Annotated in this window: 16 protein-coding genes; 6 read left to right on the forward strand and 10 right to left on the reverse strand. The window is 61.6% G+C overall.

The features are described from left to right. Window positions 1-31: 31 nt before the first annotated feature. Window positions 32-1,789, reverse strand: a complete 1,758-nt coding sequence (locus tag ACZ5TB_RS12710; RefSeq protein ID WP_464791478.1) for a tyrosine-type recombinase/integrase — start codon at window positions 1,787-1,789, stop codon at window positions 32-34. A gap of 238 nt (window positions 1,790-2,027) precedes the next feature. Between ACZ5TB_RS12710 and ACZ5TB_RS12715 the strand changes: the two genes are divergently transcribed. The 3 genes from ACZ5TB_RS12715 to ACZ5TB_RS12725 are packed head-to-tail and all read left to right on the forward strand — an operon-like array spanning window position 2,028 to window position 4,195. Next, window positions 2,028-2,795, forward strand: a complete 768-nt coding sequence (locus tag ACZ5TB_RS12715; protein ID WP_464791479.1) for a histidine phosphatase family protein — start codon at window positions 2,028-2,030, stop codon at window positions 2,793-2,795. Then, a complete protein-coding gene (locus tag ACZ5TB_RS12720) occupies window positions 2,792-3,682 on the forward strand; it encodes an NAD(P)H-hydrate dehydratase (RefSeq protein WP_464791480.1) in 891 nt (296 codons plus the stop codon). Before ACZ5TB_RS12715 ends, ACZ5TB_RS12720 begins: the two co-directional genes overlap by 4 nt. Before the next feature lie 45 nt (window positions 3,683-3,727). Beyond that, window positions 3,728-4,195, forward strand: coding sequence for an MgtC/SapB family protein (locus tag ACZ5TB_RS12725; protein ID WP_464791481.1), 468 nt, complete (start codon window positions 3,728-3,730; stop codon window positions 4,193-4,195). A 9-nt stretch (window positions 4,196-4,204) separates the two neighbouring features. On the opposite strand, the gene rlmN is transcribed toward ACZ5TB_RS12725, so the two are convergent. The 3 genes from rlmN to ACZ5TB_RS12740 all read right to left on the reverse strand — a co-directional run bounded on the left by rlmN (window position 4,205) and on the right by ACZ5TB_RS12740 (window position 6,783). Next, window positions 4,205-5,446, reverse strand: a complete 1,242-nt coding sequence (gene rlmN / locus ACZ5TB_RS12730) for a dual-specificity RNA methyltransferase RlmN (protein ID WP_464791482.1) — start codon at window positions 5,444-5,446, stop codon at window positions 4,205-4,207. Continuing rightward, entirely contained in the window at window positions 5,443-6,162 is a 720-nt protein-coding gene (locus ACZ5TB_RS12735) for an NYN domain-containing protein (protein WP_464791483.1), read from the reverse strand. Before ACZ5TB_RS12735 ends, rlmN begins: the two co-directional genes overlap by 4 nt. 132 nt (window positions 6,163-6,294) lie before the next feature. Continuing rightward, window positions 6,295-6,783 carry a hypothetical protein gene (locus tag ACZ5TB_RS12740; RefSeq protein WP_464792560.1) on the reverse strand — a complete coding sequence of 163 codons (489 nt, stop codon included), beginning with the start codon at window positions 6,781-6,783 and terminating at the stop codon, window positions 6,295-6,297. A gap of 150 nt (window positions 6,784-6,933) precedes the next feature. Between ACZ5TB_RS12740 and dnaN the strand changes: the two genes are divergently transcribed. Both dnaN and ACZ5TB_RS12750 read left to right on the forward strand, forming a co-directional pair. Then, on the forward strand, window positions 6,934-8,046 hold the full coding sequence (dnaN, locus tag ACZ5TB_RS12745; protein WP_464778766.1) for a DNA polymerase III subunit beta: 1,113 nt from the start codon (window positions 6,934-6,936) through the stop codon (window positions 8,044-8,046). A 181-nt stretch (window positions 8,047-8,227) separates the two neighbouring features. Next, window positions 8,228-10,837, forward strand: a complete 2,610-nt coding sequence (locus ACZ5TB_RS12750; protein ID WP_464792561.1) for an EAL domain-containing protein — start codon at window positions 8,228-8,230, stop codon at window positions 10,835-10,837. An 87-nt stretch (window positions 10,838-10,924) separates the two neighbouring features. On the opposite strand, the gene ACZ5TB_RS12755 is transcribed toward ACZ5TB_RS12750, so the two are convergent. Beyond that, window positions 10,925-11,344 carry a response regulator gene (locus ACZ5TB_RS12755; protein ID WP_464791484.1) on the reverse strand — a complete coding sequence of 140 codons (420 nt, stop codon included), beginning with the start codon at window positions 11,342-11,344 and terminating at the stop codon, window positions 10,925-10,927. Window positions 11,345-11,409: 65 nt separating this feature from the next. Beyond that, window positions 11,410-13,929, reverse strand: coding sequence for a TonB-dependent receptor (locus ACZ5TB_RS12760; RefSeq protein WP_464791485.1), 2,520 nt, complete (start codon window positions 13,927-13,929; stop codon window positions 11,410-11,412). Between the two features lie 197 nt (window positions 13,930-14,126). Here ACZ5TB_RS12760 and pip point away from each other — a divergent pair, with 197 nt between their 5' ends. Continuing rightward, the gene (pip, locus tag ACZ5TB_RS12765) at window positions 14,127-15,068 is read left to right on the forward strand and encodes a prolyl aminopeptidase (protein ID WP_464791486.1); all 942 of its coding nucleotides are present in this window, start codon (window positions 14,127-14,129) and stop codon (window positions 15,066-15,068) included. A gap of 46 nt (window positions 15,069-15,114) precedes the next feature. Here the strand turns inward: pip and ACZ5TB_RS12770 are convergent, their stop codons facing one another. The 4 genes from ACZ5TB_RS12770 to ACZ5TB_RS12785 all read right to left on the reverse strand — a co-directional run bounded on the left by ACZ5TB_RS12770 (window position 15,115) and on the right by ACZ5TB_RS12785 (window position 17,214). Continuing rightward, window positions 15,115-15,510 carry a hypothetical protein gene (locus ACZ5TB_RS12770; RefSeq protein WP_464791487.1) on the reverse strand — a complete coding sequence of 132 codons (396 nt, stop codon included), beginning with the start codon at window positions 15,508-15,510 and terminating at the stop codon, window positions 15,115-15,117. Window positions 15,511-15,597: 87 nt separating this feature from the next. Then, window positions 15,598-16,164, reverse strand: coding sequence for a hypothetical protein (locus ACZ5TB_RS12775; RefSeq protein ID WP_464791488.1), 567 nt, complete (start codon window positions 16,162-16,164; stop codon window positions 15,598-15,600). 13 nt (window positions 16,165-16,177) lie between these two features. Then, window positions 16,178-16,732: a demethoxyubiquinone hydroxylase family protein gene (locus ACZ5TB_RS12780; protein WP_464791489.1), complete on the reverse strand. Its 555-nt coding sequence runs from the start codon at window positions 16,730-16,732 to the stop codon at window positions 16,178-16,180. Then, the gene (locus tag ACZ5TB_RS12785; protein WP_464791490.1) at window positions 16,729-17,214 is read right to left on the reverse strand and encodes a disulfide bond formation protein B; all 486 of its coding nucleotides are present in this window, start codon (window positions 17,212-17,214) and stop codon (window positions 16,729-16,731) included. The genes ACZ5TB_RS12780 and ACZ5TB_RS12785 overlap by 4 nt, the downstream gene beginning before the upstream one ends. Window positions 17,215-17,249: the final 35 nt, after the last annotated feature.

Here is a 17,249-nt window from a genome sequence, read left to right on the forward strand (position 1 = left end):
GCGCCTCCTGCGGCACTTGGAAGGCAAATATCTAATGATTGGATGAAGTACACAATCGAGGAATGACCAATCCTTTAAAATCACAGCAGCTAACATTAGGATAGGTCTCATCGATAGACATGTCCGAGATGTAAATATCGTCCATTTCACCTTTAGAATGTCCTACAACGTCATTGTATACCGCCGACGGCACCTTATTTAAAATCAACATTGCTTTAAAGGCACCCCGGAATCCATGGAAGGTTACTTCTCTTCGTGCGCCTTTAAGCATGCGGTCGCCCAGCGTAGCGGGCACCACTGACTCATTGAAAGTTCGGATCAGCCGCGAGTTCGACCATGCCGGATAGTCCTTCGGTCCAGCCCCCTTTGGCTTCGTAGCCTTCCAGTCTGGAAAGACTCGGTCCGCGCCGCTGCGCTTCACCTTTTCCACATATTCCTTGAAGCCTAAGTCCAACAGGGCGTTGAGGACGGGTACGCAACGAGCCTCATTGTTCTTCACCGAACGATATTCATTCGGACGGATACGTATGTAGGGCGTAGGGCTGTCCAGATCGACCTCATCCAGCTTCAACCCGCCCAACTCAGCCGCACGGCATCCAGTGTAAAGCGCCATTACAAAGGCCCAATATTCGCTACCCGTAAGACGATGCTGACCGGGCTTGAACCGTGCGGTCGGCCCTTCGCATCCTGTAAACCAAGGATGCCGAAAGATGGCGTTGAGTTCCTCAACTCTGAACCGCCTCTTATCGGGCATGATTCGTTTGTCAGTCTTCTTGATGAACGCATTGACGTTCACGCCTTCTGCCGGATGGGTACCGTCATAACGGCCCCGATCCTTCGCCGTCTGGATAGCTGCCTTGATGTAGCGCAGGCGCTTGATGATCGTACCGCCACCAAGGGGACGAACGATACTGCCCTTCCACTTTCCGCCTACGGTTTGTTTGGTCAGGTGTTCGATGAAGGCGATTATGTCATGCTTGGTAATCTGATCTAGAGGCTTGTTTCCCGCGACCTCTTCAAACTGACGTAGCGCATGTTCGGCTTCCGTCTTCTGTTTAACCGGCAGTTCCTTGAACGTGATATAGTCGTTCATCACGGCCCTGATGCGCGCCGTTTCGGTTGCCGGTTTTTCGTTCGCTGTCGTTCTCGCCAGAGCAGGTTTAGGGGTAGCAAGGCCCGCCCTCAAAGCGTGGATACGGTCATAACCCTGCACCATGCCCGCACGGATGGCACCGACAACCGAACCGAACTCAGGACTGCCCGGAACCACTTTTAGCCCCCGTTCTCTTATAACATGCGGGGCTTCGTCCAAGGGGGTCAGGATAATGGCATCATCCTTGCGCCCCTTGTCATGTACGGCGCTATAAATCTGTTCAGCATGAAGATCGAGTTCATAACAGGCATGATCCAGTTCGGCGGCGGCACCGGCATTGGTATCCGCTAAAAGGGTCAGCCTTTCGAACGGTCCTGAGGTAAGATTGCGATAGCGGCTGGCGATGCTGTCCAGTTCCGCCTCTGTAAGCTGCTGGTGGCCCGGCATCGGCGAAGCGTGAGCAAGTGCCGGTCTGTTCATAGCCTGTGCCAGACGGGCCTCAAACTCACCGTGGATAGCGGCAGCGGCGGCAAGCATCGTCCCCCGGTCTTTCGTCCTCAAAGAGCGCCGGAACAGAGGCCGTGATCCGAACAAGGCCGCATAGCGATGCACGTTCCGCTGCACCACCAGCGGAACCCTACGTTCATATTGAAATACGCCATCGCGTTCCCGGACATACCGGACGACCGCTGCCACCGTTCACTTCCTCCAAACCGTGAGTCACACAAAAATCTCACAGCCAGAGGCCCCAGAAACGGCGGATTCGCAAGCCTTCTTAGGTTTTCTACCTTTTGGGCTTCTTACGGGATTGCTCCCGTAGGGGTCACCATTTTCGAAGCGTAGCCTTCATCATAAGCAGTTTCCTGCCGGGATCGAACCGGCAGCGCGGCCGTTCTTCATGCCTTAGCAACCGGCATGGAAGGCAGCAGGACTCGTGGCGTCACTTCATTGGCCGAGCCAGCTTATCATCGTACGTCATGGCCAGAGCGCCGGAAATGTGGCGCGCGACGCCGCAACTGAAGCCCAGTCCGATCGCATAGCCTTGTCCGTGCGTGATGCGGACGTTCCGTTAAGTGGATTGGGCCGTGAGCAGGCGCAGGCACTAGGCCATTGGTTCGGCAGCGAGGCGGAAGATCAGAGGCCCGAGGTCCTGTTGTCGTCCCCCTATTTACGCGCATTTCAAACCGCGCAGATTTTCCGCGAGGTGGGCGGAGCCGCCGCCGAGGAACCGATCTGCTTCGATGAACGGCTGCGCGAAAAGGAATTCGGCATTTTGGACGGGCTGACGACGACGGGCATCCGCAATCTGGAGGCCGACCAGTATGAATTTCGCCAGATGCTCGGAAAATTCTATCACCGGCCGCCGGGCGGAGAGAGCTGGTGCGACATCATCCTGCGGCTCCGGTCGGTGATGGACACCATATCGCTGCATTACGCCGGACGGCGCGTCATGATCTTCACGCATCAGGTCGTGGTGCTGTGCCTTCGCTATATTATCGAAGGGTTGAATGAAGCAGAAATACTGGCGATCGACCGGGCTGGCGATGTCGCGAACTGCGCGATCAGCGACTATGTTTATGACCCTTCCCACGGGCGCAATGGCGGATTGGTGCTGCGCCGTTACAATGTGACCGCGCCGATGGAGGAGGAGGCGACACCTGTCACACGCGAACCCGATGCCATCGCCGGAGCGCGGGGATGACGCCAGAGTCTCTCGATAGAGAATGGTTGCGCGCGCACCCCCTGCCGATCCCCGACCATGACTCCGACAAGAATGGGCGAGGTCGTGTGTTGGTGGTTGGCGGCGCGGAATTCGTGCCGGGCGCGCTGCGCTTGACGGGCGAGGCGGCATTGCGCGCGGGCGCCGGCAAATTGCAGATGGCGACGGTGCGTTCGGCTGCCATGTCGCTGGGCGTGTTGGTTCCCGAGGCCGCGATGACGGCGCTGCCTGCGGAAGAAAATGGCGAGATCGCCGCCGGAGCGGCTGAGCGTCTGGCGCCGCAGCTCGCCCGCTGTGACGCGCTGGTTCTGGGGCCGGGGATGAGCGTGAGTTCCCAGACGGATGAACTGGTCGCTGCCATATTGGCCGCCACAGATCCGCCGGTCACCATCGTCCTCGACGCTGCGGCGCTGACCTCCGCGCGCGAGTTGCGATCCGCCGTCGCCGGGCATGAGGGGCATATCATCCTGACACCTCATCATGGTGAAATGGCCATCCTGACCCGGCAAAGCGTCGAAGCCGTTTCCGCCGATCCAACGAAGATCGCGCTGCAAGTGGCGCGGGAATTTCAGGCGGTGGTCATCCTGAAGGGCGACCGCAGCGTGGTCGCGGCTCCGGACGGCGCCTGCCTGTTGCATGAGGGCGGTTGCGTCGGCCTGGCTACCGGCGGTTCGGGCGATGTGCTGGCCGGGATCGTCGGCGGTTTGGCGGCGCGCGGTGCGGACCCGTTGCGGGCGGCCGCCTGGGGCAGCTGGCTGCACGGCCGGGCAGGGCGCGAACTCGCCCGCGCCATGGGGCCTGTCGGATTTCTGGCGCGCGAATTGCTGCCGCTGATTCCCGGTCTGCTGGAAGAGCCCGGTAACAGTTAACTGCGTCGTTCCGCATCCGAATTCATCTTTGTGCGTTTCGGGTGGATGAGCGACAATTTTTCGGTGCTGCCACATCTGGTCCCTATCGTCATCGCCTATTGCCTGGCTCTGCCTATCGGCTGGAACCGGGAGCGGGCGGAACGCAGTGCTGGCCTGCGCACCTTTCCGCTGGTCGCTGTCGCCAGCTGTGGCTTTGTGCAGACGGTGGAAGGTATGATGGCGCAGGACCCGTCAGCGCTTGCCCGTGTGCTGGAAGGCGTGATCGCGGGCATCGGATTTCTGGGCGGTGGTGCGATCCTGCAACAGAGACATGCCGTCAAGGGCACCGCGACCGCCGCGAGCCTGTGGATCACGGGGGCGATTGGCGTTGCAGCGGGGCTTGGCACATATGATGTGGCGGTGGTTCTCACCGGCTTCACGCTGCTGACTTTCTGGGTCATGGCGCCGCTGAAGCCCGAGGAGAATGAGCGGGATGCGGAAGAGAAGATCAGCGAACCCGGCTCGCCGCGCTGAGGCGGGGGCTTACCCCAGCGCCGCCTGCTTTTCCGCCGCCAGCCGGTCGAGCTCCGCCCGGCTCTTCTTCTCGCTCGCCGATTTTAGTTGCCCGCAGGCGGCCATGATGTCCCGTCCGCGCGGTGTGCGCACCGGGGCGGAGATGCCGCCTTCGAACACGATCTCGGAAAAGCGCTTGATCCGCTCGGGCGTCGAACATTCATAGTCGGTGCCCGGCCATGGGTTGAAGGGGATCAGGTTGACCTTGGCAGGCAGCTTGTAGTGACGCAGCAGGCGAACCAGTTCGCGCGCGTCCTCGTCGCTGTCATTCTTGTCCTTGATCATCACATATTCGAACGTGATGCGGCGCGCATTATTCGCGTTCGGATAGTCGGCGCAAGCTTGCAGCAGCTGTTCGATACCGAATTTCTTATTGAGCGGCACCAGTTCGTCGCGCACGTCCTTCGTCACGGCATGGAGCGACACGGCGAGATTGACGCCGATCTCTTCCCCCGCGCGCGCCATCATCGGCACCACGCCGGAGGTGGAGAGCGTGATCCTACGCTTCGACAGAGCGAGGCCATCGCCGTCCATGACGACCTTCAGCGCGTCGCGCACATGATCGAAATTATAGAGCGGCTCGCCCATGCCCATCATCACGATGTTGGTCAGCATGCGGCCGTCGGGGCTATATTGCGAGCTGTCGTCCGCCTCGTCATCATTGGCGGAGGCCATGCTGCCCTTGGGCCATTCGCCTAGCGCGTCGCGGGCCAGCATGACCTGCCCGACGATTTCGCCCGGCGTCAGGTTGCGTACGAGGCGCATCGTGCCCGTGTGGCAGAAACGGCAGTTGAGCGTGCAGCCGACCTGGCTCGATACGCAGAGCGTTCCGCGATCGGCGTCCGGGATGAACACCATCTCATAGTCCTGCCCGTCATCCGACCGGAGCAGCCATTTGCGGGTGCCATCGTTCGACACCTGCGCTTCGACGACCTCGGGACGCCCCACGATGAAGCGCTCTGCCATCCAGCCGCGCATCGGCTTGGCAAGGTCGGTCATCGCATCGAAATCGGTTTCGCCGCGATGATAGAGCCAATGGAACAGCTGCTTCGACCGCAGCTTTGCCTGCTTGGCGTCGAGGCCTGCTTCCTCCAGCGCGCTTTTGATCTGTGGGCGCGACAGGCCCATCAGGTCGGTGCGCCCATCTTCACGGGGCGTCACCGCGCGCGGCACGGGCACAGGGTCAATGATGCCGGGGATAGGCATGGTCATATGCCGGGTCCTTTTGGTTTGGGAAGGTGGCAATCCCGAATGCCGTCAACATGTGCGATCAAATCCTGAGCGGCGCGATGGTCGCCCATGCGATCAAGGATGACATCTATCCCTTCGCGCCGCGCTAGCTTCGCTGCGGGAACGAAATCGGCATCCGCTGCTACGATAACGATCTGGTCTACCTGCCCCTTGAAGGCAAGGGATGCGACGTCGAGCCCCAGACGCATGTCAACGCCCTTCTGCTTGGTGTCGATCTCGAAATCATCATCGGTCGGCTCGAAATTTTTAGGGTCAGCAATCAGGCGGACGGTTGCCTTTTCGCTAAGGCGCCAATGAGAAGTGTCATTCAGTCGCCCTAAGCGGATCGCTACTTTCCTCAACTTCCCGACCTCATGGTGCAAGGCGAGGCGAAATTTTGCGTCTTCGGACTTGCTGAAATCCACGGACTTCTTGACCAGAGGCGTATGCATCCGTTTGGTCAGAGGCGGGCAATCATAAAAGAAGAGCCGGTAAAACTCGCGTGACTCGGCCAGAAGCTCATTGCGAGCAATCTGGTCCTGGACATTCAAGGGGCCGATTCTCTGGACAAGATGCCAATAAGCAAGCATCCCAAGCCCATGGGCTACACTGGCCGGATCCTTGCGATCATGATCGGGGAAAGCGTGTTTGAAGCGGCGCAAAAAGAAAGCGCCATCGATCAGAATCGCGGTAGCCATTATGAATGAAGCTCTAAAAAATTGTCCCCGGGAGCGGCCTTGAGTTGATATCTGCTCTTGCGAGCGCCTCAAGACGGCAAACCGGGGACGGGATAGCGCGCAGATAGCTGTCCCAAGCTAAAAAGTCAAGATTTACCGCAGCCGTGCGCAGCCCAAAGCCGCCGCGTCGATCGCTGTTGCGGCGCCGCGCAGCGTGTAGGTGTCCGCGAAACCGCGCCCGTTTGCGCCCTGCGTCTGCACGCTCATGCTGCCTGCCGATCGCATGGCGGCAATGATGGCCGCGTCCGCGCGCGGGTCGGGCGCCCAGGCATCAACCTGCCCCGCAACCAGCGGGAAGCGCCTGTCCCCAACATTCAGGATAACGGGAGAACCATCCACCCGCACCCGGCTCAGCCGGAAATGCACCTGTCCGCGTACGCGCTGGCGCGGCCAGTTCCCAACGGCGGCGAAACCATTGCCAGCGCGGCTCACAGGTTTGGAGATGGCATAGCAACGCGGTGCCGCCGGGTCACGGAACGCCCCCCAAGCCTCGAACATCCCCAGAGAATCACGTGCGAATGCTGGCGTTGCGATCAGCAGGAGCAGGAACCAGGCGCGCTTCATGACGCTGGCAAAGCCCATCATGTCCTCTTTTGCAACCCTTGCCTTCACGAAACGATCAGCAGGTGCTTGCCGCCGCCGCAACAGTGGTTATGAAGGATCATCCATCATTGTCGCCCGGATTCGACCGCATCCGGGCTTTGCGCAGAAAAGAAACGGACAAACAGGGACATGAAGGCCACCATCGAACGCGCCACGCTCCTCAAGAGCCTCAGCCACGTCCAGTCGGTGGTCGAGCGGCGCAATACGATTCCGATCCTGTCCAACGTGCTGATCGAAGCGTCAGCCGATGGCGCCATCAAGCTGATGGCGACCGACCTCGACCTCCAGATTGTCGAAAGTATCTCCGCGCAGGTGGAGCAGCCCGGCGCGACGACCATTTCGGCGCACACTCTGTTCGACATCGCTCGCAAGCTGCCCGAAGGGTCGCAGGTGTCGCTGCAAGCGGCGGAAGGCAAGATGCTGATCCAGGCGGGCCGCGCCCGCTTCAACCTGTCGACCCTCCCGCGCGATGACTTCCCGGTGATCGCGGAAGGCGACCTGCCGACCAGCTTCGAACTGCCCGCAGAGACGCTGAAGCAGATCATCGACAAGACGCGCTTCGCCATCTCGACCGAAGAAACGCGCTATTATCTGAACGGCATTTATTTCCACGTGTCGGATGATGGCCAGCCGGTATTGAAGGCAGCGGCGACCGACGGGCACCGCCTTGCTCGCGTCACCGTGCCGCGCCCCGATGGCGCCGAGGGCATGCCGGGCATCATCATCCCGCGCAAGTGCATCGGCGAACTGCGCAAGCTGCTCGACGAAGTCGAAGGTTCGGTCCAGATCACCTTGTCGGCCAGCAAGATCCGCTTCGGTCTCGGCAGCGCGATCTTGACCAGCAAGCTGATCGACGGGACCTTCCCCGATTACAGCCGCGTCATCCCGACCGCGAACGACAAGCTGCTCAAGATCGACCCGCGCAGCTTCGAGGAAGGCGTCGACCGTGTTGCTACGATCGCGACGGAAAAGACTCGGGCGGTCAAGATGACGCTCGATCGCGACAAGATCACCCTGTCAGTAACCAGCCCTGAAAACGGCACGGCGGCCGAAGAAGTGCCGGGTGCGTTTCAGGGCGAGGGCTTCGATATCGGCTTCAACGCCCGCTATCTGCTCGACATTCTGGGTCAGATCGACAGTGAGACGGTCGAACTGCACCTCGCCGACGCGGCAGCGCCGACGCTCATTCGGGAAAATGATCGCAGCCCTGCGCTCTATGTCCTGATGCCGATGCGCGTATAGTCGGAAACGGGGTAAGCGGTCGTGCGGGACCGCTTGCCTCATCCTGCTCAGTTGGTTTTGGACTCTGTTGAGCGGACGCTGAGGCACTATTCGCGTCGCGAGAGGGGCGTTCCCTCTCCCGTCATACCTTGCCAGCCAGTCGGGTAAGTTTCTTTCAACATCTGTGCGTTACGCACGGCATATGGCCCCGTCGCGCACCAAGCTAAGCGATACATCATATCGACCTGCCGATCTCGCGGTCGCGCTGGGTCTGGCCGAGGGTGGGACGCAGGCGTCAGCCTTCTGGATATCCGGAGCGTTCGCCCATATCGCCCGCCTCTGGCCGCTGGTGCTGCTGGGCAAGCTGTGCACCATCACCCTGCTCCATGTGCCGCTGTTCACCTTTGGTAACATTCTCCACTTCATCACATTCGTGACGATGTTGCTGATAGATGGCATGCTGATCGCCGCTCCGCGTGCGGAACGATTTCAGAATCTACGGCCGCATGTGCAGAAATGGCTGATGTTGCCGATGGCGCTGCTGTCGAGCATGAGTTTCAGCATGTTGCTGGGTCCGGCGCAATTTGCAGGGCCATTGTCGATTTCTCTCGCGGCAGAAGTCGCGATGGCGTTGATCGCCGTGTCGATATTCGGCGACCGGCGGTTGCTGGGCGTCAGCTATTTTCTGGGCACGTTGATCGTTTCGGCGTTTCAGGAAGCCGGTGTTGCGCAACTGGGTCTGTTGGTGAGTTGCATCGCGGTCATGATGATTGCCGCAGTGCGCCAGGCAACGTCTGATTTCGAACGGGCCATCGCGCAACATCAACAGGACCTTCGCGCGCAACGATCCGACCGCCTGTTGCAGGAATATGAGCAGTCGGGGCAGGGCTGGTTCTGGGAAACCGACCGCCAGGGCTGCCTCACCTACCTATCCGAAACGCTCGCGCGAACACTGGATATTGCCGAGGACGAACTTGTCGGGCGCCCTATCTCCGCCATTGTCTCGGCGGGTGATCATCAAAATGGCGGGGGTGAGCGCACCCTCGGCTTCCATTTCTCGACGCGCACCGGCTTTTCGGACATTCATGTTCGCGCGGCCGCAACGCGTGACGAGCGCTGGTGGTCGATATCCGGCCAGCCGGTTTTCAACGAATTTGGCCAGTTCCACGGCTTTCGCGGGAGTGGCACCGACCTTACCGAAATGCGCCGGAGCCAGGCCGAGGTAAAGCGCCTTGCCCAGTTCGATTCGCTCACCGGGCTCGCCAATCGCGTACAGATGCTGCGGTCGCTGGAAGATGCTGTGGCCGGTGCGCCCGGAAAGTCTGGCGATTGCGCTCTGCTGATGCTGGATCTGGATCGCTTCAAGACCGTCAACGATACACTTGGCCACCCGGCCGGGGACGCGCTGCTGCGGCAGGTGAGCCAGCGCCTTCAGCGTGTCGCGGGCGATCGCGGGCTTGTAGGGCGGCAGGGCGGCGACGAATTCAAGGTGCTGCTGCCCGGCAGACATGATCGTGCGCTGCTGTCCCAACTGGCGACGATGATCATCAACACGCTTTCGCAACCGTACATGGTCGAGGGGAAGGCGGTCGTCATCGGCGTGTCCATCGGGATTTCCTGTTGCCCACATGATGGCGAAACGGCGGATGCGCTGATCCGCAACGCTGATCTCGCGCTCTATGCTGCAAAGGGCGACGGGCGTGGCGTCCATCGTTTCTATTCGTCCGAAATGCACGCCGATGCAGAGGGGCGTCGGCAGTTGGAGGAGGATCTTCGCCACGCGCTGGCTTCGGACGGGCTGCACCTTGTCTATCAGCCGGTCGTGTCTTCCAAGACGGAGAGAGTCACTGGCTATGAGGCGCTGCTTCGCTGGACCCATCCCGTACGTGGTGAGATTTCGCCATCCATTTTTGTGCCCATCGCCGAGGAGACAGGGCTTATCGGCCCGATAGGTGACTGGGTACTCCGGACTGCCTGCCGCGATGCTTCGGAGTGGGGCGACGATATTCGCGTCGCTGTGAATGTCTCGCCGATCCAGTTCGCCAACCCCGGATTGCCCGCCACGGTCATGAGTGCGCTTGCCGCCTCCCAACTCTCGCCCCAGCGGCTGGAGCTGGAGATCACCGAAAGCGTGTTCCTGAATGACAGTGATGGAACGGATGCGATGTTCGCCCGGCTTAAAGGGATTGGCGTCCGTCTGGCGCTCGACGATTTCGGCACCGGCTACTCCTCGCTCGGCTATTTGAAGAAGGCACCATTCGACAAGATCAAGATCGACCAGAGTTTCGTGCGCGGCGCGGTGATGACCGGCAGCCGCAACAGCGCGATCATCAAGGCGATCGTCAGCCTGGCCGAGGCGCTGGGCATGGACACCACGGCGGAAGGTGCGGAGACGCAGGACGAACTGGCGCTGATCCGTGACCTGGGGTGCAGCCATATACAGGGCTATGTCTATGGGCGCCCGCTTGTTGCCAGCGACGTGCTGGCCCGGCATCGCGCGCATGGCACGGTGGCGCTGGTGGAGGGCTTCCAGTCCAGCCGCCCGGAACGCAAGACGATGCTGCGGACGATCGCGGTGCATGCCGATGGCCATGCCTATACGGGGCGCATCCGCAATATCTCCTCGACCGGCGCGATGATCGAGGGGCTGTGGCATGTGCCCCCCGGCACCCAATTGTCGATCGAGTTCAGTGACAGCCAGAATGTGAGCGCTGTGGTTCGTTGGTCGCGCGAGGATCGGGTGGGTGTGGAATTCACCAGCCCCATCGACATCGCCGCTGCCTGCGCCCTGCCTCGCTCATTGGCATCCTGACCAGAGCAGGTCTGCGCGGCGACGCCCGCAAGCGCATAAAAAAGGAGCTGCCAATGACAGCTCCTTTTGTTGGACGTGCCGGATGTTTCAGGCGGCGATCGCTACCTGTTCGGCCTGAACAAGTCCGCGCGCGACATCCTTGACCAATGCGATGAAACGTCCGGCTTCCCGTGCGATCATCGCCTTGTTGAAGCAGGCAGCAGCACCCCGGTCCAGCGCTTCGGCCATGATCGGCGCTCCGTCGCGCATCAGGCTGGACAGCATGATGACCGGGCAGGGATCGATGTCCATAACCTCGTCCAGGATGCTCAAACCGTCGCGCCCCGGCATGGCAACGTCCATCGTCACCACATCGGGCTTTTCCATGCGGATGAGGTCGATCGCTTCTTCGCCATTGCGGGCGATGCCCACGACATCGAACCGGCAATCGCGTTCCAGCAGCGTTTCGATCATGGCGCGAATGGTCAGCGAGTCATCGACCACCACGATCCGTATCGGCTTTGCCATGCATTCCTCCGACCCTTGTTTTCAAAGGTCATAACGGATGGAAAATGGAGAGTTTTAGGCAAGAGTCAGAAGAACAGCTTGCGGAAGGAAATGCTGATCGTGCGGCCTAGCGGATCGAGATAGCCCTGCTGGTAGCGCAGCGGGGTTCCTCCGGTCGCGTCCGTCACATCGCGTCGCGTGTTGAAGATGTTGTTGATCCCGATCGATACCCGCGATCCCCGCAGAAAGGGATGATTCTTCACAAGCGAAGGCATCTGCCCCAGATTGGCGAACAGTCGCAGGTTAGCGGTCGCCAGACTTCCGAAATCGAGCCGCGAAGTGCCGCCCAGTGCTCCATCGACATGGGTGCCGCTTTCCCAATTGACGCTGAGCCGTGCGCCAAGGCCATTGTTGGTGTAGCCGACGCGTGCCTCCACCTCATGCCGTGGCTGCCCGCCTGATGATCCCGTCGCATCGCCATTCAACAGATCGAGTTCCGGCACGCCCGGCGCGATCAGGATGCTCTCGGTAAAATGCCATGTGTGGTAGAGGCTGAAGCTGAGGCGCCCGCCTCCGCCTCCACGTCCGCCACCCATGCCGCCCGGCCCGCCAAAACCGCCGCCCGGCCGTCCGCCGCCTCCGGGGCCGCCAAAGCCACCTTCGCCGTGCGGTCGATCGCCGCCCTCCTGTCCGTGGGGCGGCGGCGTGCCATCCTGGCCTCCTTGCGCGCCACGCTGTCCGCCCCGTCCGCCGCGATTGCCGAAGAGCGCGCGCATATCCTGCAGCTCCTGGGGACGATCTTCCGGCTTTGCACCGGCGGCGCGCCAAGCCTCTGCCAACTTCTGGATGCGCGATTTTAGCGGGAAGGAGAGGTCGAAGCCCCAACGCAGCTGTTCGCTTTGCGAGCGCAGATAATTGATCGGCGTCGCATCGATTTCGGTCAGCAAGCCGCCAACGCGGGTGAAGCGGCCACCGAAGGCATCCTCAATTGCAGGAGTCGGCTCGGGGAATGCCGCGATCGGATTGCTTGTCCGGCTGTTGAGGTAGGTCGCGGTCAGGGTCAGGTTGGGCTTGTCGAAAGCCTTCACCGTTGCGCTCAGCCGGAACTGGTCGCGCACGCTTTCCTTCAACTGCGCGTTGCCCCCCGTCACCCGCGTGACGAAGACGGTCTGGCCGCTTTGATAATCAAAGACGGGTACATTCTCCGTCCTGACTTCGGGATCGCTTAATTGGTTTCCCGTCGGCGCGGCCCGGTCCTGGTTCGCGGACACCAGCAGTTGCACCGCAGGGATCGGCCGCCAGCGCAGGCCATAACCAAGGGTGGAGAGCGTGCCGAAGTCCGAAAGCTCCTGCGCCGCCGCATTCACATTGATGCCGATGTCGCCAACCGCGCCCAGCACGCCTCTTGTCTTGCTGGTGATTGGCAAGTCCAGAGTGACCTGCCCGCTGGCGATCTGCCGGTCATAGTCGATGTCCTGCTCGAACCCGTTGCGGATCGACCAGCCCTCAAATCCATTGGTCGACGCCCCCACCCGGACGGAGCTTGTGACGGAGCCCGCAGGCAACTCGAACACAGGGCCTGACAGCAGCAGGTCGCCCGTCACGGCCTGCGACCGCGCGCTCGCCCGGTCGGTCGATGCCGATCGGTCGGTTCGCGTGCGGGTGTCCGACAGGTCGCCATTGCCGGTGAAGGACCATTGCCACCCCTTGCCGAGCAGCCCGTTAAAGGTCAGGCCGAGATGGCCGGTCGTTCCGCGAATCTGCTGGTCAAGCCGGTTGTCGCGCAGAAATTCGGCATAGAGCGGCCCGTTGCCGACCGGCGCGGCAAGTGCGGCGGCAGACAGCCCCTGAAGCGAGTCATTGTCCGACAGCTCCACCCGGCCGTTGACGGTCATCGATACGCCGCCCAGCGCGCGCGCATAGGTGGCGTTCGCGGACACGCTCTCGGTCGCCGGGCTCAACGTGCGGAAACGGGTGATGTCGATCAACGCCGGACTGATCGCCGTCCGATCGATCCCGCGTTCGCTTTCCAGCAGGGCAGCAGCGGCATTATATTTGACGTTCAACGTAAAGCGATTGTCACCCCGGATGCGCAGCAGGCCTGCCTCGGCCGACCCGCTTTCCCGTCCGCCATCGGTCGTCGTGGCCGCCCGTAGATCGGCCAGCTCCGCCCGGAAACGCTGGCGCAGGACGATGTTCGCCACCTTCTGCGTTGGTGCATAGCCATAGGATAGGGCGACCTGTTCCGGCAGGATGTCGACACGTGCCACGGCCTCGGACGGGATGTCCTGGATTTCGGAAAAGCTGGAAATGCGCTTGCCGTTCAGCAGCACGACCGGGGTGCCGTTCGTCTGCGCGGACAATTCGGTGATCATTTCCGAAATGGAAGTGACACCCAAGGCCCGAATATCGGCGGAGGAAAGCTGTTGTTCGGGCTTGATATTGCCCAGCACAGCGCCCCGCTGCGGCTGGCCCGTGACGATGATTTCGTCGCCTTCGTCCATCTGCGCAGGCGGCTCCTGGGCTGAGGTCTGCGCCATCAGCGCAGCGGGCGATGCGCCCATCATGAAAAACAGCATCAGCGAAGCCGGTCGGCGCACGAACATACCCCTTTTGGAAAAAGCGAACCTTTGATGGTACGTCACTAGGGGCGAACTGTCTCAAAATCTTGGCAAGGCCAAGGCGAATTTGTCGCAAATTGTAGCAGATGCCCTCACGCACTGCGGATACTGTCATCCAATCTGTGGATAGGCTGATCTTGTCGCTGGTTCCCTTTGCCCATTGGCTCGCTTAGACTTCCGGTATGCGCACCCCATACCCTGCAATCGATCCCTATGCTGTCGGCCATCTTGATGTGTGTGACGGCCATTCCGTCTATTGGGAGCGCGTCGGCACGCCGGGGGCAAAGCCTGCGGTCTTCCTCCACGGCGGGCCGGGCGGCGGCATCTCGCCCGATCACCGTCGCCTGTTCGATCCGACTCGCTACGATCTTTTACTCTTCGACCAGCGCGGTTGCGGCCGTTCGACGCCGCATGCTTCGCTGGAAGCGAACACGACCTGGCATCTCGTGGCGGACATAGAGCGGTTGCGGGAATTGATGGGTGTTGATCAATGGCTTGTGTTCGGCGGCAGCTGGGGATCGGCGCTGGCGCTTGCCTATGCACAGAGCCATCCCGCCAATGTCAGCGAATTGATCCTGCGCGGCATCTTCACGCTCCGCCAGCAGGAGGTCGACTGGTATTATCAGGAAGGTGCCAGCCGCATCTATCCAGATAAGTGGGAACGCTTCCTTGCTCCCATAGCGGAGAAGGATCGCGGCGACTTGCTTCATGCCTATCACCGCATCCTGACGAGCGAAGATCGCTTGGCGCAGGTCGCGGCGGCCAAGGCGTGGAGCGTTTGGGAAGGTGAAACCATCCGTCTGCTGCCAGACGCTGCACTGTCAGCCACGCATGAGGATGATGCGTTCGCACTCGCCTTCGCGCGGATCGAAAATCATTATTTCGTGCATCGCGGCTGGCTGGAGGAAGGCCAGCTCATCCACGATGCGGGCAAGCTCCGCGACATTCCCGGCGTGATCGTTCAGGGTCGCTACGACATGGCCTGTCCCGCCGAGACCGCCTGGGCGCTGCACAAGGCATGGCCTGAAGCGCGGTTCGAGATGATCGAGGGCGCTGGGCACGCCTATAATGAACCCGGCATCCTCGACGCCCTGATCCGCGCCACGGATAGTTTCGCAATCTGAAATTCAGATGGTGAAGGGGGATGGGCGACCGTCGAGCATCAAAAGCTCAAGGCTCTCCCTTGGACTCCTGCATCCGCCGTTCGGCAAACCATTGTTCCAGCATCTTGGCGGTGCAGCCGGTGAAGCCGTTGCTGCCGATTGCCGAGCAGCTGCCGGGGAGATTCTGGCGCTGTACCTCTTCCATCGTCGCCACCTGACTCCCCCAACCCGGCCCGCCGGACGGGGCGGGCTTTTCGCGCAATTTCTTGGGGATGCGGTAGCGTTCGGACTCGGGCTTGCGCGCGCAAACGACGATTTCGTCGCCTTCGCCCTTGGGACAGGGGTCGTTCCCATAGACGATCAGGTTGAACACGCGCTGTGGCGGCTCGGCCTTGGCTGGGGCGAGTAAGGCGATGGGAACAAGCGCCGCCACTGCAAGGAAGGCATGAACCGGGAAGCGCATAGGTTTTATCCTCTTTTCGCCCCTGTCCACCGGCGGAGTGCCCCATTCCGCCAGCCTTACCCAGACGCCAAGCGCCCGGAGCAACCGTCAGGGCTGCGTGGGTGCAGTCTGCTGCGGTTGGCTGGCCTGCGCCTTCTCCTCCGCCACGGCTCGTGCCTCGATCGCCTTGCTATCCGCGTCGATGGTGGAAAGCCGCCGTGCTCGTTCGGCTTCGACCAGATCCTTCCAGCTGGCATTGTCCGCCGCCTGCCGTTCCGCCTTGGCAAGCCTTGCCAACTGGTTGAAGCAGCCCGTGAAGCCGCCGGGGCCAGTGGCTGAGCAGCTTTCCGTGCCGGTACGGCCGACATATTCCATCGACCGCACGCGCTCGCCCCATGCCTGATTGCTCGGCTTGTTGGGATCGCCACGCAGCGGTTCAGGGATGCGGAAGCGTTCTTCCTCACCCTTGCGCGCGCAAACGACGATGTCGGTGCCAGCGCTTTGCGGGCAGGCGTCATCGCCATAGACGATGACAAGATTGACGCGCTCCGATCCCGTTGTACCGGCAGCGGCGGTGGGGGCCTGCTCCTGCACGGGCCCGCTCTGCTGCTGCGCCATGGCGGGCAGGGTGCTCGCAGCCATCAGCAGCATGGCGGCTGTCGCGGTCTTCATCATCGTCCTTATCTCCTCAGATCCGCTTCGACAGCGCGATTGCAGCCCGGCATCCTAAACGAATGACGCCCGACAGCAGTGGATAGGCGGGCGCCTGTTCCGCTCCACGGGCGATCGCGGTTTCGCGATGTTCAACTTCTTCCGCCTGAAAATCCGTGATGGTGGCGGCGAGTTCCGGGTCGTCGCCTGCCAATTCCGCCAACTGCTGGCCATAATGACGGTCGATCTCCGTCTCGATCGCGGCGGTGCAGGCCATGGCGGCGCGCGGGCCGATCGCGGCGGTTACTGCGCCCAGCGCAAAGCCCGCGACGTTCCAGATCGGCCGAAGCGCGGTCGGTCTTACACCGCGCCGGGTGATCATCGCGTCGAATATCTTGCGGTGCCGCTCTTCCTGCGCCGCCATGCCTGCGATGACGCGGGCGTCGGGGTGGCGATCGCCAAGCACGGCAAGCTGCCCGGCATAGATGCGCGTCGCGCCGAATTCGCCCGCCTGATCCACGCGCAGCATCGCCGCGCGATCATCGGCCGTCACCTTCCGGCCGGGGCGGGGGAACTCCCTGGGCGCGTTCATGCCTGTTTCCTCGACTTGATCAGCAAGGCCAAGATGGCGAGCGCGCTCGCTCCGGACAAGAGCCCGTTGAAGCCTGCGAGCGAAATGCCGAGCAGCGTCCAGGGCGCGACATCGCAGCGGGTGATCGGGGTCGCCATGATCTGGTTCAATATGTCGGCCGGGTTGCCCCCTGCCGTAGAGGTGGAGCAGGCCGTCAGTCCCTGCCACCAGCCATATTCGACGCCTGCATGGAACAGGCCGATCGCGCCGCTGATGCCAATCGCCAAGCCCGCCAATCCCGCGAACAGCGCACTGATGCAGGGCCGCTTTTTCGCCGCATAGGCGATCAGCGCGAGCGGAATCGCCGCCATATGCGGATAGCGTTGCCACCAGCACATCTCGCACGGATGCAAACCGCCCACATATTGCGAAGCGTAAGCACCGCCCAGCAGCAGCAATGGCACTGCAAGAGCGATAGCGCGGGCGAGAGGCAAGTTCTTCATGATGCTCGCTTAAACGGCCCCGAACCTTTCGTCAT

The sequence above is a fragment of the Sphingobium sp. TomTYG74 genome, assembly GCF_055393875.1.

Coding starts and splice junctions, on each gene's coding strand:
- ACZ5TB_RS12720 (WP_464791480.1), top strand. CDS start 2,792: ATGACGCCAGAGTCTCTCGATAGAGAATGGTTGCGCGCGCACCCCCTG.
- ACZ5TB_RS12725 (WP_464791481.1), top strand. CDS start 3,728: ATGAGCGACAATTTTTCGGTGCTGCCACATCTGGTCCCTATCGTCATC.
- rlmN (WP_464791482.1), bottom strand. CDS start 5,446: ATGACCATGCCTATCCCCGGCATCATTGACCCTGTGCCCGTGCCGCGC.
- ACZ5TB_RS12735 (WP_464791483.1), bottom strand. CDS start 6,162: ATGGCTACCGCGATTCTGATCGATGGCGCTTTCTTTTTGCGCCGCTTC.
- ACZ5TB_RS12740 (WP_464792560.1), bottom strand. CDS start 6,783: ATGGGCTTTGCCAGCGTCATGAAGCGCGCCTGGTTCCTGCTCCTGCTG.
- dnaN (WP_464778766.1), top strand. CDS start 6,934: ATGAAGGCCACCATCGAACGCGCCACGCTCCTCAAGAGCCTCAGCCAC.
- ACZ5TB_RS12750 (WP_464792561.1), top strand. CDS start 8,228: ATGGCCCCGTCGCGCACCAAGCTAAGCGATACATCATATCGACCTGCC.
- ACZ5TB_RS12755 (WP_464791484.1), bottom strand. CDS start 11,344: ATGGCAAAGCCGATACGGATCGTGGTGGTCGATGACTCGCTGACCATT.
- ACZ5TB_RS12760 (WP_464791485.1), bottom strand. CDS start 13,929: ATGTTCGTGCGCCGACCGGCTTCGCTGATGCTGTTTTTCATGATGGGC.
- pip (WP_464791486.1), top strand. CDS start 14,127: ATGCGCACCCCATACCCTGCAATCGATCCCTATGCTGTCGGCCATCTT.
- ACZ5TB_RS12770 (WP_464791487.1), bottom strand. CDS start 15,510: ATGCGCTTCCCGGTTCATGCCTTCCTTGCAGTGGCGGCGCTTGTTCCC.
- ACZ5TB_RS12775 (WP_464791488.1), bottom strand. CDS start 16,164: ATGATGAAGACCGCGACAGCCGCCATGCTGCTGATGGCTGCGAGCACC.
- ACZ5TB_RS12780 (WP_464791489.1), bottom strand. CDS start 16,732: ATGAACGCGCCCAGGGAGTTCCCCCGCCCCGGCCGGAAGGTGACGGCC.
- ACZ5TB_RS12785 (WP_464791490.1), bottom strand. CDS start 17,214: ATGAAGAACTTGCCTCTCGCCCGCGCTATCGCTCTTGCAGTGCCATTG.